Below are 13,210 nucleotides of genomic sequence, written 5' to 3'. Positions count from 1 at the left end.
AGCGGAGTGAACGCCAGAGGGGGCGACACTTTCGCTATTTATGGAATGTGAGGCATTCATCTGAATGCTTCGCTACACGTTCACTCTGTGTTTCACAGAGCGCAGTTCGTTTCAGACCAAGGAACGGGGGTCTGAGCTAACTCGGAGAACCACCATGCAGCTCACCTACATGGGCAATGTCTACACGCGTCAGTCCGTCGCAATCGTCAAGCCGACTGTCGCCCTCGTCTATCGCCATGCTTCGTATCAAGCCCGCCAGGCTGATGCCCAAGCTGCTTCAGTAGGTCTCACCTACCGCGGCGTGGACTATCAACGGTCTTTCTGAATCGTCGTACCTGATCAAGGTCATTAGCCCCGCTCCGGCGGGGTTTTTTGTTGACGAGCGCACCATCCTGAAGCCAGTGGTGATAACTTCGGCGCAGATGGGTGATCAGAATGAAAACTTCACGGCTGGTCCGAATGGCACCGATGGTTGCCAGCGCGATGCTGCTGGCTGCAGCTCCCGTTGTTGCTCGCACGCCCTTCGTGTATGCAAGCAAGTTCAGCTATGACGGAAACCTTCAGAGCTGCATCGATGGTGCCACCAAGGCTCTGAAAATCCATGGGTTTGATAAGAACGTGCGGGTTTTGGACGTCAATCCCAAACTCAAGGAGGTCAAGGCTGATCATTCCGTGGAGTATGTGGCCGCACTGATTGAGTGCGATAAGAAGCGAGGCCTCACAATGCTGGTGGTGGCTGGTCCTGACAATGACGCTGTTTATGAATCCTATGAGAAGCTTTACAGCGCAGATTGGTAAGGCCCCATCTCACCTCAACGGTGGATGTCAGCGGTTTCGGGAAGACGTTCCACTTGCTCGTTGAGCATTGCTGCAACGATGCTATGCAAATAGGCGGCTTGTCTTAAACGCAGCATATCCAAAGTGTTGAGGCTGCCTGACTCAATGACGGCAATCATTTGTTGGAGGGCGGCGTTGTTGAGATCGCGGTTCATGGTGACTGCTGAAACTGCAACCACCCTCCCGGAATTGGTTGTGTTTAGTCGTGACTTAGATCCTTTTTGCTGTGATCTTGATCACGATCTGGTGCCTGTGTCGTTTGCGGCTGCCAGGCGATTGGTGGTATCCGTGGTCGGCAATTGTTGTCTGGCGTCCTCGTTTAATCGATGAAGGAAAGTGGTGAAAGGCTTTTCTTGACTGCTGCCTTCTCTCGGGCTTTCGTCTGATTGGTGCGCTAGTTGATCATGAGGCCGATTATATTTCAGTTTTCTTTTCTTCGATTCTTGCTTTGGTTTGAGGGTTGATATTTTTGTGAATGTTGATGGTATGTGGTAACTGTGATGTCTCTGGGCCTTGAGAGGCTTGTCTTGACAGAGATCGCAATGTTCTTGTTAGTCGACCTGAAGATCTGAGCTGATTTCCAGATTGGCGCTGACGCTGTTGACATCGTCCAACTCATCGAGCACCTCGAGAAGTTTGAGGCATTCTCTGGCAGTGTCGGCATCGTTGAGGGTGATGCTGGTGAGTGGATGCCAGCAGTGTCCCCATTCCTGCACGGTCCAGCCGCTGTCCCGCAGTCCACTCTGTAACTGTTCCAGGGCTTCGAAGCGGCCATGCACGAGTGCAGAACCGTCCTCTCCCAACTCATAACTGTCGGCATCGAGATTGAGCAGGGTTTCCAGTAGTGCCTCTTCTTGGACGCTTTCAGCTTTTTCTGCCTTGTCTCGCTGCCCCCCTGCGCCGTTGCGGATACGCACCTCACTGCGGTGCTCAAACAAATAGCTGACGCAGCCGCTTTCGCCCAGATTGCCGCCGTTCTTGCTGAAGGCCAGGCGAACATCGGCCGCCGTGCGATTGCGGTTGTCCGTGAGGGCATCCACGAGAACCGCCACCCCACCGGGGGCATAGCCTTCATAGCGGATCGTTTCCAGCTGATGCATTCCGTCAGCCCCCTGACCGGAGCCTTTGGCGATCGCCCTCTCGATATTGGCGGCAGGAACACCAGCGGCTTTGGCTTTGGCGATGGCGGTGCGCAGTTGGAAGTTTCCGGCTGGATCGCCACCACACCGAGCAGCCACGGTGATCTCGCGACCAATGCGGGTAAATACGGCACCTCGCCTGGCGTCCACCACCGCCTTGGTGCGTTTGATCTGGGCCCATTTGCTATGGCCAGCCATCGAATACGCGAGCGCCCTTCCCCTTTCGGGCAGGCTAACGGTCTGCTGCTGGCCAGGAGTCAGCCGCGGGCATCGAACACGATCTTGGGTCGTAGTTCGTCGTCGGCTTCGATCAAGCCGAGGCCCAGCATCTGGCCAGAGTTGTGCAGCACCATCACGGTCTCGCCAACGGAGCCCAGGCCGTTGGGAAGTTGGAGTCGGCGTCCGCAGCGCCAGTCTTCCCTGTCGGTATCTGACACCTCGTGTGCTGCCAGATGCTTCAGGGCCTGTTGGGGTGGCAGAACCGGAGGAAGGATCTGGCTCCTTGCGTGGACCTCATTCGGCCACTCAGGTAGGGGGGACGCCTCCCCGATATGGAATCCGAGGGCTTGAATACGGCACAGGTTGGCGAGACAACCGCCGCAGCCGATTTGTTCCCCAAGGTCGCGGGCGAGTGATCGGATATAGGTGCCAGCGGAGCAGTGCACCTCTAAATCCAGCCGGCCGGTGTTGGGATCCCAGCCCTGCATCTCCAGGCTGTGGATGGTGACTGGTCGGGTCGGTAGGTGCATGTATTCGCCGCGGCGCGCCCTTGCGTGGGCGCGTACTCCGTCCACATGCACTGCGGACACCTGGGGCGGTCGTTGCTTAATCGGTCCACGGAACGATTGCAGGGCTGCTTCGAGGTCGTTGGCTGAGAGAGCGGGCCATCCTTGACTCGTCAGGACCTCACCTTCGAGGTCATCGGTGCAGGTGGTTCTGCCGAGCTGGATGCTGCCGCGGTAGGACTTGTCCCCAGGTAGGTATGGCAGCAGACGCGTCGCGGCACCGAGAGCGATCGGTAGCACGCCCGTTACAGCAGGGTCCAGGGTGCCGCCATGGCCGACCCGCTTGAGTCCAAAGCAGCGTCGCAGGCGACTGACGCAGTTGTGGGAGGTGAGGCCTGCGGGCTTGTCGATCACCACAAAGCCGAAGGGACCCACCACCGCCAGATGCACAAATCTGAGATGACTGTGGCAGTTCAAGTGGCCCGGTAGGTTGGCCGCGGCGTGAGATCGGCCCATGCAAGAGCTTCGAGATCGCACTGTGGACGTGGCGGCTTTTCTTCAAGACGGCTTGGCAGTGAAAGCCCATCTCAGCGCTTATCTGAACCTGCCTCTTGATGAGGTGGAGCTGCGGCTGACACGTGCCACAGACGACCTTGCTGCTCTCCATCCAGGGGCGTTTCAGCCTGACGATGCCACTGGGTTCTACGAAGACACCGTCGGCACCGGTCATCTGCTGGAGCTTGCGGCCTGGCATCTGACCAGTTCTGACTACATCGCTGATACCTTGCGGCTGCAGCAGAAGTTCGCCAGAGGGCAGGTGCTCGACTTTGGCGGTGGCATCGGAACTCATGCCCTGTCAGCGGCGGCTTTGCCGCAGGTGGAGCATGTGTGGTTTGTGGATCTCAATCCGCATAATCGGGATTTTGTGGAACAGCGGTCTGCCTCCCTTGGGCTAGGCCACAAGCTCTCGGTGCATCGTGATTTGCAGAGCTGCTCAGATCAGCGCTTCGACGTTTTGGTCTGCTTCGATGTCCTTGAACATTTGCCGGACCCCTCTGCCCAGCTTGAGCTCTTTCATGCGGCCATGGCCCCAGGTGGCACGGCTCTGCTCAACTGGTATTTCTTCAAGGGGGACAACGGTGAGTACCCCTTCCATTTTGACGATCCGGCGCTTGTAGAGCGTTTCTTTCGCACGTTGCAGAACCGCTTCCTTGAGCTGTTCCACCCCTTCTTGATCACCGCTCGTGCCTACCGGCCACTCTGAGACCGATTCTCCAAAGCGTTGAACGCTCTTTGCTTGAGTGGCAGAGCATGGGTTGAAATGGGTGAAGCGCACCCAAGTCTGTGCCTCGACCAGATCGCGCTGATCACCTGGGCAAGGCCTATCGAAGAGGTCCATTTTGGTCTTAAAAAGCCCCAACAGCCTTGCGCTGCTGGGGCTCAGCCATGCTTGGGATCGTCTCGACCCTGCGCCAGCTCCGAAGGAAGGGATGGGGGTCAGCCGGCTGCTTTCACACTGATGCGCTTGCGGTTGCGCAGGCCCCGACGAATACTCTCAAAGGTGACGATGCCGTCAGTGAGAGCGAACAAGGTGTCGTCCTTGCCCTGACCCACATTGAGACCTGGGAGCACAGAGGTGCCGCGTTGGCGGATGAGGATCGAACCGGCAGTGACGCTTTCTCCGCCGTAAGCCTTCACCCCAAGGCGCTTGGAATTGGAGTCGCGTCCGTTACGTGTGGAGCCTGTGCCTTTCTTATGTGCCATGAGTGATTCCTGAAAAGTGAGGGGGTGGTGTTGAGGGTTTCAGCTGATGGCCGTGCCGCCGACCTTGATGGCCTGAACCATCACACGGGTCAGCTCCTGACGATGCCCATTCTTGCGACGTGTCTTCTTCTTAGGGCGCATCTTGTAAACGATCACCTTGGGCCCACGGCGGTGATCCATCACCTTGAGCTCAACGGTGGCGTCTTTGACATAGGGCTGGCCGAGCGTGGTGCCCTTGCCGTCCTTCACTAGAAGCACGTTGTCAAGGGTGATGGTGTCGTCAACTCCGGCCTGGAGGCGGTCCAGGTCGTAATAACGGTTGGGCTGCAGCCAGAACTGCTGGCCTGAAGCCTCCACGATCGCGTAGGTCTCGGTGCTTGGGTCTGCCATGGAGAGAAGGCGACGCGGACAGGCTCGAAGCAATGACCTGTCGGAGCAACGCTCCGAGGCCCTCGGCTTCGATTCGGCCTGAACCGCAATCGAAAGACAAACAAAGATCCTCCACCTTTGGTTCCCCTTTCGTCAAGATCAAGTCAGAGCAATCCTGCGAAGGATGAATGGTCCGGCCCTCTCCATCGCACTCCTTCTGAAGACGCAGGAACTGCTGACGGCCTGCTGTTCATGGTTGCCCAGCAACCGCTACACGACTGTTGACTTGGGATTGACAGCTGACGTCAAGGATTTCAAGGCGGCTCTTCAGCAGAAACGTGAAGCAGTCGATGCTGTGGTGATTGAGCAATCGCTGCTCGAGCCCGAACTGCGGCAGTCGCTGCTCGACGATGGCCTCCTCTTCCCTGCCGTGGTGGTGGGGGAGGTCATGGGTCGGGTGGACTACCACCCTGAAGAGGTCCACCTGCCTGTCGATCAGATTGAGCAGTTGGGATACAACGTTGATGCTGCGATTTCGCGATTCCTGCGTCAAGGCCAAAAGGAGGAGCGTCAGGAGGAAGGCCAGGCCCTGAATGTGCAGGGTGGAGTCGCCGTCGAGGGCAGTGCCTGGCGTCTCACCAGCCGGCTTCAGGAACGTCTTGGCTACCTCGGTGTCTTCTACAAGCGCGACCCATCGCGTTCGCTCAGCAATCTTCCTCCTGATGAGCAGCAGGAGCTGCTGAAGTCTTTGGAACGGACCTACCGAGACTTGCTCTTGAGTTATTTCCGGGATCCGGCAGCGGCGAACCAGGCACTGGAAAGCTTTGTGAATACGGCATTTTTTGGAGATCTCCCGATCACTCGTGCTGTTGAAATCCACATGAACTTGATTGACGACTTCTGGAAGAAGCTCAGACTTGAAGGGCACAAGAACGATTTCCTGCAGGACTACCGCTTGGCACTTCTTGATGTGATGGCCCATCTCTGTGAGATGTATCGCCGCTCGATCCCAACCGAACCGCCGCTGGCGGGAACGGGGGCCTCACCTGGATCATTATCCGTGGCTGCATCTTCGGAAGCGCGTCGGGAGATGTCCTCATGAGTCCGCGCAAGACTTACATCCTCAAGCTCTATGTCGCTGGGAACACCCCCAACTCAATGCGGGCCCTGAAAACGCTGCGCAACATTCTCGAAACCGAATTTAAGGGGGTTTACGCCTTGAAGGTGATTGATGTTCTCAAGAATCCTCAGTTGGCGGAAGAGGACAAGATCTTGGCGACCCCTACGCTCTCCAAGATTCTGCCGCCCCCGGTTCGACGCATTATCGGGGATCTTTCGGATCGAGAGCGGGTTCTGATCGGTCTCGATCTCCTCTACGACGAGCTCTCTGATGCTGGCCTGGGCTCATCCTTGATGGACACATTGGAGGATGCTGACGAAGTGCCCACAGAACCTTAAGCAGGGCCCTGATCTATCGCCCTTGCCTCCATTCCTGATTAGCGTCTGAATAACCCTCATTTGTCATGCAGATCTCAGGTTCTACGGGCTCACCTCAGATGCAGGTCCAGAAGCTCCCAACGGGGATTGAGGGCTTTGATGATGTCTGTCATGGCGGTCTTCCGATTGGCCGCAGTACCCTGATCAGCGGCACCTCGGGCACAGGTAAGACTGTGTTTTCCCTGCATTTTCTGCACAACGGCATTGCCCACTTCGACGAGCCTGGGATTTTTGTCACCTTTGAAGAGTCGCCACTCGATATTCTTCGCAATGCCGCCAGTTTTGGCTGGAATCTTCAGGAGATGGTGGAGCAAGATAAGCTCTTCATTTTGGATGCATCTCCAGATCCAGATGGTCAGGATGTAGCTGGCAGTTTTGATCTCTCTGGGCTGATTGAGAGGATCAATTATGCGATCCGTAAATACAAGGCTAAGCGAGTTGCGATCGATTCGATCACTGCTGTTTTCCAGCAGTACGACGCTGTTTTTGTGGTGCGTCGAGAGATCTTTCGTCTGATTGCGCGTTTGAAGGAGATTGGCGTTACGACAGTGATGACTACAGAACGTATTGATGAATATGGCCCAATTGCCCGTTACGGGGTTGAAGAATTCGTCTCCGATAATGTAGTTATCCTCAGAAATGTTCTTGAGGGTGAGCGCCGACGTCGCACCGTTGAGATTCTCAAATTGCGCGGCACCACCCACATGAAGGGGGAGTTCCCGTTCACGATGGGTGCGCACGGCATCAGCATCTTTCCTTTGGGAGCGATGCGCCTCACTCAGCGCTCGTCCAATGTGCGCATTAGTTCGGGTGTGCCGCGTCTCGATGAGATGTGCGGTGGCGGCTTCTTCAAAGACTCGATCATCCTCGCAACAGGTGCGACTGGAACGGGCAAGACCCTGTTGGTGTCGAAGTTTATTGAGGATGCCTGCCGCAACAAGGAACGGGCCATCCTGTTCGCCTATGAGGAATCACGCGCCCAGTTGCTGCGCAATGCCACCAGCTGGGGAATTGATTTTGAGCAGATGGAGCAGGATGGACTGCTCAAGATCATCTGTGCCTACCCCGAATCCACTGGTCTTGAAGACCACCTGCAGATCATTAAGACAGAGATCAGTCAGTTCAAACCGTCACGGATGGCGATCGATTCCTTATCGGCCCTTGCCAGAGGTGTCAGTCACAACGCCTTCCGTCAGTTTGTGATCGGTGTCACCGGTTACGCCAAGCAGGAAGAAATTGCGGGCTTCTTCACGAACACGTCTGAAGAGTTCATGGGCAGTCACTCGATCACTGATTCCCATATCTCCACGATTACGGACACGATCCTGCTGCTGCAGTACGTCGAAATTCATGGCGAGATGGCCCGTGCGCTCAATGTGTTCAAGATGCGTGGTTCATGGCATGACAAGGGCATTCGCGAATTTGTGATCACCGGCAATGGTCCGGAGATCAAGGATTCTTTCTCCAATTTCGAAAGGATCATCAGTGGTGTTCCCCATCGCGTGACCACCGATGAGCGCAGTGAGCTGTCACGCATTGTCCGCGGTGTCTCTCCTGAAGACTGAGATTTAGGCCGATCAGTTTTCTCGCCCTAAATTCAGGCGCTCAGTTCCTCTGCTAGATCGAGTTGCTGCTGGCGGCTCTGACGCTCGGACTGCAGTTCAAGTTCGTCCTGATCAGCGGCAGCAAGAGGGAGGTCGAACCAGAAGGTGGTCCCCACGTCCGGCTCGCTGGCCATCCTGATCGTGCTGCCATGTTTTTCAATTATGCCGCGCACGATCGCTAGTCCGAGGCCAGTCCCTACCTCGGTATGAACCGCGTTTTCCACCCGGTAGAACCGATCAAAGATGCGCTGCTGATCGGCTTCACTGATGCCACATCCGGTATCGGCAACTTCCACGCGTAGCCGAGGCATGGGTGAAACCATTTCACAGAAGGGGGCATTGTTGGCCGCTGGGGGGGCGTCCGAAGGTGATGTCATTGCGCAGAGGTCAGGCCAGGTGTAGGCGGTGATTCGGAGTACTCCTCCTGGGCGGCTGAATTTGAGAGCATTGCCAACCAGATTGTCGAGCACTTGCAGCAGCAGATCCCAGTTGCCCAAGACTTCTGGCGATTCAAGTGCTGCATCGATTTCAAGCGTCACATCCTTATCGGTGGCATTGAGCTGGTAACTGCGCAGGGTTTGCTCCATGGCCGGTCTCAGTTCGATTGCACTGAATTGCACTGTTCGTTCCGATTCCAGCCTCGACAGGTCGAGCACGTCATTCACTAGGCGTGTGAGGCGATCGGTTTCAGCGTTGGCAACTCCGAGAAATTCTTGTTTCTCTGCGTCAGTCAGTTGATCCCCCATGTCATAGAGAGTTTCCACGTAGCTCTTGATGTTGAACAGCGGTGTGCGCAGCTCGTGGGAGACATTGCTAATGAATCGGCTCTGGGCGGCATTCAGTTCCACCTCGCGGCTGAGGTCCTGAATGGTCACGGCGATGCCCTTGAGGCTTTCCCCAGTGGCATCTCGTACTGCCTGAAATACAACCCGCAGGGTTCGGGGTGGTTCGCCGACACTGCGTCTCAGCTCATTGCTGTCGGAGACATTGCTAAGGACAGCATCCAGGGGATTGTGGAGCTCAATGGCCAGGAGTTCGGGCAGTTCTCCAAGAAAATCCTGTTCTTCCAGTCTGCGGCCTTCCCAGCGGAACAAGCGTCGTGCCGTTGGGTTTGCCAGCACGATCCGGCCCCGTTCATCAAGCAGCACGGCACCATCAGCCATCGTGGCGATCAGGGAGGCCTGCTTCACCTGAGCGGCTGTTAACTCCTCGATGTTGGCGGCGTCATAGGCCTGGAGTTGGGAGGCCATTGCATTGAAGCCATCCAGCAGTTCACCTAGTTCACCCCCCACGGGTAGGCCGATCCGGGCCTGGAAATCGCCAGTAGCGATTCGGCGCACCCCTCGAAGCAGTTCCTTCACCGGTCGAGTGATGGTCAGTGCGTTGAACACTGCGCCGAGAATCACCAGCACCCAGATAGAGATGAACACCGCCACCGTGACCTCACGGGTGAGGGCGGCGCTGGCTAGTCCGGTTTCGCTGGGGTTCACCCCAAGGGCGAGAACACCCAGATAGCGACCATTGCGAACCAGCGGCACAAACACATCGGTGACTTTGCCCTGGGGGGTGAGGTGCTGACGGACCAGGGGATTCTGCGGGCGCGTTTGCAGTTCGGCAGGTAATTCAAGCCGACGGCTCAGGCGCAGGTCAGGGCTCCCATTTGCTGCAGTGCCGCTAATGGGAATTCCCAGGTAGACGACTCCCTCAGGATCGGCAAAAAAGATGTAGCGGAGGCTGGTGCTGGAGCGCCAGAATTTTTCAGCCACGTTGGCTAGTTCCCTGTCATGGCCCTTCTCCACCAACTCGCTGACATTGCCGGCCAGCAACAGGCCGAGATCACGGGCATAGCGCGTGTCATTCATGACGGCGTCGCGCTGAATCCCGTTGAGCGCAAAGAATGTGATGCCTGTCATCATCAGGCTCACCACCAGAGTGGCGATCGCCAGCAGCTTGGTCTGAAGGCTGAATTCCGCCCACCAGCTTGTGAGCTGTTGCCACCAGGTTGCAGCGGTGTCCGAGGACGCCGGGTCTGGAGCGGTAGGGGTGCTGGTGGCCATCGCGCCGAACAGCGTGACGATGAGCCTAGGCCCGTCGCACCTGATGTCCGATGTCACGTCGATACTGCATCCCTTCAAAGCTCACCTTCGCCAGGGCTTCATAGGCAGCAGCGAAGGCCTGGTCGAAATCGGATCCCTGAGCACTCATGGTGAGCACACGACCACCAGAGCTCACCAGAGTGCCCTGCTCAGTAACACGGGTGCCGGCATGGAAGAGCTGGTGGCTCTCCCCAGCCTGGAGCTGGCTGGTGATCGGATCTCCCTTGCGGGGAGCATCCGGATACCCGGCCGCGGCTGCCACCACACAGACGCTGCAATTTGAGCGGATGGTCAAGGCCGGCGCCAAATCAAGCCGGCCGATGGCACAGGCCTGGAGCACCTGGGCGAGCTCGGGTCCCATCAGTGGCATCAGGGTCTGGCATTCCGGATCTCCGAACCGGCAGTTGAATTCGATCACTTGTGGGCCGTTGGTCGTCAGCATGAGTCCGGCATAGATCACGCCGCGGTAGTCGATCTCCCTGTCTCGTAGCGCTTGGAGTGTCGGCTCAAGGATCTGCCGGCGAACGGTTTCGAGTCCTTCGGCATCCAGTAGGGGAGCGGGGGCATAGGCACCCATGCCACCGGTGTTCGGCCCTTCGTCACCATCTAGCAGGCGTTTGTGATCTTGAGCCGGGGGAAGGATCACCATCCGCTCGCCGTCAGAGAGGGCGAAGATGGAGACCTCGGGCCCCTGCAGACATTCCTCCAGAACCACCCGATCACCAGCGCTGCCGAAGCGCCCCCCGAAGGCCTCACGGATCGCGCTTGTAGTGTCCTTGACGCTGGTGGCAACGGTGACGCCCTTGCCAGCGGCCAGTCCATCGGCTTTCACCACAAGTGGCCGCTGCAGTTGCTCAAGCAGGGCCAGGCCCTCGTTTGCACTGCTGATTGCCCAGTGACCTGCAGTCGGGATACCTGCCTCGTCCATCAGCTGCTTGGCCCAGGCTTTGCTGGCTTCAAGTTGGGCGCCATCGGCACCGGGGCCAAACACGGCGATTCCCGCTGCCCGGAGGTGATCCGCCAGCCCTGCAGCGAGAGGTGCCTCCGGACCGACCACCACAAGGTCCACCGATGCGCTGCGGCAATGCTGGAGCAGACCGTCTCGATCCCCTTCACTCAGAGGCAGTCTGCTGAAGGTCTGCGTTTGTTCTTCCGACCGTTCTGGAATGCCACCGTTCCCTGGACTAACCCAGACCTGCTCGATCCCAGGGCATCGGCTGAGGGCCCAACCGAGAGAATGTTCCCGTCCGCCACTCCCCACCACAAGCACTCTCTGCAGAGGGGGAAGCGACTGAAGACCGGAAGCTGAGTTGGCCATGGCAGCGGAACTTGCGGGGCAGGGCCCTTAGGTTTGAACGGATCGTGAGGCGGATCGCCACGGTCGATCTGCGTCCATTTTTGTTGAACGGCTGCCCCATGGGGATTTCCTCCCTCTCTCTCTCCCTGCTGCTGGCGGCCACTCCCTTGGCGGTGCAACCGGTCTCTTCCCCTGTCGATGCCGAGCCGATCGCCGAGGTTCACTACCTACGGATGCTGCAAAGCGATGACCTTGCCCAGTTGCAGCAGGCTTGCCGTGATGCGGCTCGCTTTGGGTTGAAGCAACGGCTGCAGGACCTGCGCGATCGCTTGATGCTGGTCGCTCCAGCGCCCCAGCCCTTTGCTGTGGTGACCGCCAATACCCGCGCCCTTTTGGCTTGCAAAGCACCAGAGAGTGCCCAGAGGGTGCTCAGTCGGTATGGACCTGGCTCGGGTCTGGAGCGCCAGCAGTGGCTGGTGCTGTCATGGCGTGCGGCGGCCGCGGCTCTCGATCACCAGCGCGCGATTCTTGCCCTTCGACGTCTGGCGGAGGGTGATCTCTCGCGACTGGAGAGGGTGCAGTTACCGCTGGTTGAAACAGCTACCGGTCTAACCATCACCCGTCTCGCTCTGGATCAGTTGGCGGAACACGAGGCGGCGGCCGGACGGATTGACCGTGCAGCAGCAGTGGCACTGTCGGCCCCAAGTTTTGGTCGTGAGGGGGCCGCTCGTTTGGCTCGGGCCGCGCTCTGGCTTGAGGAGTTGGGTCAGAACGACGCGACCAACCTCTTGGAAACAGCCCTCGATCAAGCAGCGGCGGCCGAGGCCTGGTCGTTGGCGGAGGATTTGCTCAGGATTCAGCTGAGGCTGGAACGGAAAGCAGGGGGTGATGGCGCCAGGCCTCGAGCCAGGCTTGAGCGTCTGGCCACTCGTCTGGATGATCGCTACACCCTCTGGCAACTGATCCGGGAGGATTCAGATAGCACGGCGGTTGATCAGAGGAGAATGGAGCTGGAACGCCAACTCCGATCTCCTCGGAGACTTGGGGGGAGCTCCTCCCTGGGAGAATCGGATTAGGAAGGGCCGTTCGCCCTCGTCTCGATTGCGATTTCATGACCAATTCCCACGGTCCCCTGCTGTATGAAGGCAAGGCCAAGCGTGTGTATGCCGCTGATCAGGACGACTGGGTCTTGGTCGAGTACAAAAACGATGCCACCGCGTTCAATGCCCTCAAACGCGAACAGATCGCCGATAAGGGACGTTTGAATTGTCAGATCTCAGCGCGGTTGTTTGAGCTCCTTGAACAGGAGGGCATTCCGACTCATTTTCTCGGTCTGGTGGATGAGACCTGGATGGCGGTTCAGAAAGTGCAGGTCATTCCCTTGGAGGTCGTGCTGCGCAATGTGGCCACGGGCTCGCTTTGCAAACAGACCCCGATCGTTCAGGGCACCAGCCTGGAGCCAGCACTGCTTGACCTCTATTACAAGGATGATGCTTTTGGTGATCCGCTCCTCACCGAATCACGCTTGGAATTGCTTCAGCTGGTGAGTGCTGAGCAGCGTCAGGCCATTGAAGTTCTGGCCCGACGAGTGAATGCCGTTTTGGTGCCTTTCTTCCTTGGTTTGGATCTGCAGCTGGTGGATTTCAAGCTGGAGTTGGGATGTAATGCATCCGGAGAATTGCTGGTGGCTGATGAGATCAGCCCTGACACTTGCAGGCTCTGGGATCTGCGTACGAGTGATCCCAAGCAGCGCATTCTCGACAAGGATCGGTTCCGTCAGGACCTTGGCGGTTTGATCGAGGCCTACGGGGAGGTCTGCAAACGGGTCCAAGGGGCCTGCCCGAACCCCCGCAACTACCGGTAAGGTCTCGTTGATTCTGCG

At 57.9% G+C, this 13,210-nt stretch carries 15 protein-coding genes; 8 read left to right on the top strand and 7 right to left on the bottom strand.

The features are described 5' to 3' along the window. The first annotated feature begins 64 nt into the window (after positions 1-64). Together DXY10_RS11600 and DXY10_RS11595 are read left to right on the top strand one after the other, a co-directional pair. Positions 65-325 (top strand): DUF4278 domain-containing protein, encoded by a 261-nt coding sequence (locus DXY10_RS11600; RefSeq protein ID WP_115019476.1) that lies wholly within the window; start codon positions 65-67, stop codon positions 323-325. Between the two features lie 110 nt (positions 326-435). Next, positions 436-798 (top strand): hypothetical protein, encoded by a 363-nt coding sequence (locus DXY10_RS11595; RefSeq protein WP_206749700.1) that lies wholly within the window; start codon positions 436-438, stop codon positions 796-798. A gap of 14 nt (positions 799-812) precedes the next feature. Here the strand turns inward: DXY10_RS11595 and DXY10_RS11590 are convergent, their stop codons facing one another. The 3 genes from DXY10_RS11590 to truB all read right to left on the bottom strand — a co-directional run bounded on the left by DXY10_RS11590 (position 813) and on the right by truB (position 3,139). Next, positions 813-992: a hypothetical protein gene (locus tag DXY10_RS11590; protein ID WP_115019474.1), complete on the bottom strand. Its 180-nt coding sequence runs from the start codon at positions 990-992 to the stop codon at positions 813-815. A gap of 396 nt (positions 993-1,388) precedes the next feature. After that, entirely contained in the window at positions 1,389-2,174 is a 786-nt protein-coding gene (locus DXY10_RS11585; RefSeq protein ID WP_115019473.1) for a YebC/PmpR family DNA-binding transcriptional regulator, read from the bottom strand. Positions 2,175-2,233: 59 nt separating this feature from the next. Then, on the bottom strand, positions 2,234-3,139 hold the full coding sequence (gene truB, locus DXY10_RS11580; protein ID WP_244282293.1) for a tRNA pseudouridine(55) synthase TruB: 906 nt from the start codon (positions 3,137-3,139) through the stop codon (positions 2,234-2,236). Positions 3,140-3,215: 76 nt separating this feature from the next. Here truB and DXY10_RS11575 point away from each other — a divergent pair, with 76 nt between their 5' ends. Further along, complete coding sequence (locus tag DXY10_RS11575) at positions 3,216-3,965, top strand: bifunctional 2-polyprenyl-6-hydroxyphenol methylase/3-demethylubiquinol 3-O-methyltransferase UbiG (RefSeq protein ID WP_115019471.1); 750 nt, start codon at positions 3,216-3,218, stop codon at positions 3,963-3,965. Positions 3,966-4,198: 233 nt separating this feature from the next. Here DXY10_RS11575 and rpmA read toward each other — a convergent pair whose 3' ends face one another. Both rpmA and rplU read right to left on the bottom strand, forming a co-directional pair. After that, complete coding sequence (gene rpmA, locus DXY10_RS11570) at positions 4,199-4,465, bottom strand: 50S ribosomal protein L27 (protein WP_115019470.1); 267 nt, start codon at positions 4,463-4,465, stop codon at positions 4,199-4,201. Positions 4,466-4,504: 39 nt separating this feature from the next. Further along, positions 4,505-4,855: a 50S ribosomal protein L21 gene (rplU, locus tag DXY10_RS11565; protein WP_115019469.1), complete on the bottom strand. Its 351-nt coding sequence runs from the start codon at positions 4,853-4,855 to the stop codon at positions 4,505-4,507. Positions 4,856-5,018: 163 nt separating this feature from the next. Here rplU and DXY10_RS11560 point away from each other — a divergent pair, with 163 nt between their 5' ends. From DXY10_RS11560 to kaiC, 3 genes are all read left to right on the top strand, one after another. Beyond that, the gene (locus DXY10_RS11560; protein ID WP_115019468.1) at positions 5,019-5,936 is read left to right on the top strand and encodes a circadian clock protein KaiA; all 918 of its coding nucleotides are present in this window, start codon (positions 5,019-5,021) and stop codon (positions 5,934-5,936) included. Further along, positions 5,933-6,292, top strand: coding sequence for a circadian clock protein KaiB (kaiB, locus tag DXY10_RS11555; RefSeq protein WP_115019467.1), 360 nt, complete (start codon positions 5,933-5,935; stop codon positions 6,290-6,292). The genes DXY10_RS11560 and kaiB overlap by 4 nt, the downstream gene beginning before the upstream one ends. 65 nt (positions 6,293-6,357) lie before the next feature. Then, entirely contained in the window at positions 6,358-7,896 is a 1,539-nt protein-coding gene (gene kaiC / locus DXY10_RS11550; protein WP_115019466.1) for a circadian clock protein KaiC, read from the top strand. 32 nt (positions 7,897-7,928) lie between these two features. On the opposite strand, the gene DXY10_RS11545 is transcribed toward kaiC, so the two are convergent. Together DXY10_RS11545 and purD are read right to left on the bottom strand one after the other, a co-directional pair. Continuing rightward, positions 7,929-9,992, bottom strand: a complete 2,064-nt coding sequence (locus DXY10_RS11545) for an ATP-binding protein (RefSeq protein ID WP_115019465.1) — start codon at positions 9,990-9,992, stop codon at positions 7,929-7,931. Positions 9,993-10,017: 25 nt separating this feature from the next. Beyond that, positions 10,018-11,349 (bottom strand): phosphoribosylamine--glycine ligase, encoded by a 1,332-nt coding sequence (gene purD / locus DXY10_RS11540; protein ID WP_115019464.1) that lies wholly within the window; start codon positions 11,347-11,349, stop codon positions 10,018-10,020. Positions 11,350-11,447: 98 nt separating this feature from the next. Between purD and DXY10_RS11535 the strand changes: the two genes are divergently transcribed. After that, positions 11,448-12,404 (top strand): hypothetical protein, encoded by a 957-nt coding sequence (locus DXY10_RS11535; RefSeq protein ID WP_115019647.1) that lies wholly within the window; start codon positions 11,448-11,450, stop codon positions 12,402-12,404. A 35-nt stretch (positions 12,405-12,439) separates the two neighbouring features. After that, positions 12,440-13,192 carry a phosphoribosylaminoimidazolesuccinocarboxamide synthase gene (gene purC / locus DXY10_RS11530; protein WP_115019463.1) on the top strand — a complete coding sequence of 251 codons (753 nt, stop codon included), beginning with the start codon at positions 12,440-12,442 and terminating at the stop codon, positions 13,190-13,192. Positions 13,193-13,210: the final 18 nt, after the last annotated feature.

The sequence above is a fragment of the Synechococcus sp. UW140 genome, assembly GCF_900474295.1.
In the GTDB taxonomy this organism is placed as follows: domain Bacteria; phylum Cyanobacteriota; class Cyanobacteriia; order PCC-6307; family Cyanobiaceae; genus Synechococcus_C.
This window is presented reverse-complemented; position numbering and strand designations above follow the sequence as displayed.

Coding starts and splice junctions, on each gene's coding strand:
- DXY10_RS11535 (WP_115019647.1), top strand. CDS start 11,448: ATGGGGATTTCCTCCCTCTCTCTCTCCCTGCTGCTGGCGGCCACTCCC.
- DXY10_RS11600 (WP_115019476.1), top strand. CDS start 65: ATGCTTCGCTACACGTTCACTCTGTGTTTCACAGAGCGCAGTTCGTTT.
- DXY10_RS11595 (WP_206749700.1), top strand. CDS start 436: ATGAAAACTTCACGGCTGGTCCGAATGGCACCGATGGTTGCCAGCGCG.
- DXY10_RS11545 (WP_115019465.1), bottom strand. CDS start 9,992: ATGGCCACCAGCACCCCTACCGCTCCAGACCCGGCGTCCTCGGACACC.
- DXY10_RS11575 (WP_115019471.1), top strand. CDS start 3,216: ATGCAAGAGCTTCGAGATCGCACTGTGGACGTGGCGGCTTTTCTTCAA.
- DXY10_RS11590 (WP_115019474.1), bottom strand. CDS start 992: ATGAACCGCGATCTCAACAACGCCGCCCTCCAACAAATGATTGCCGTC.
- DXY10_RS11560 (WP_115019468.1), top strand. CDS start 5,019: ATGAATGGTCCGGCCCTCTCCATCGCACTCCTTCTGAAGACGCAGGAA.
- purC (WP_115019463.1), top strand. CDS start 12,440: ATGACCAATTCCCACGGTCCCCTGCTGTATGAAGGCAAGGCCAAGCGT.
- rpmA (WP_115019470.1), bottom strand. CDS start 4,465: ATGGCACATAAGAAAGGCACAGGCTCCACACGTAACGGACGCGACTCC.
- rplU (WP_115019469.1), bottom strand. CDS start 4,855: ATGGCAGACCCAAGCACCGAGACCTACGCGATCGTGGAGGCTTCAGGC.
- purD (WP_115019464.1), bottom strand. CDS start 11,349: ATGGCCAACTCAGCTTCCGGTCTTCAGTCGCTTCCCCCTCTGCAGAGA.
- kaiB (WP_115019467.1), top strand. CDS start 5,933: ATGAGTCCGCGCAAGACTTACATCCTCAAGCTCTATGTCGCTGGGAAC.
- DXY10_RS11585 (WP_115019473.1), bottom strand. CDS start 2,174: ATGGCTGGCCATAGCAAATGGGCCCAGATCAAACGCACCAAGGCGGTG.
- kaiC (WP_115019466.1), top strand. CDS start 6,358: ATGCAGATCTCAGGTTCTACGGGCTCACCTCAGATGCAGGTCCAGAAG.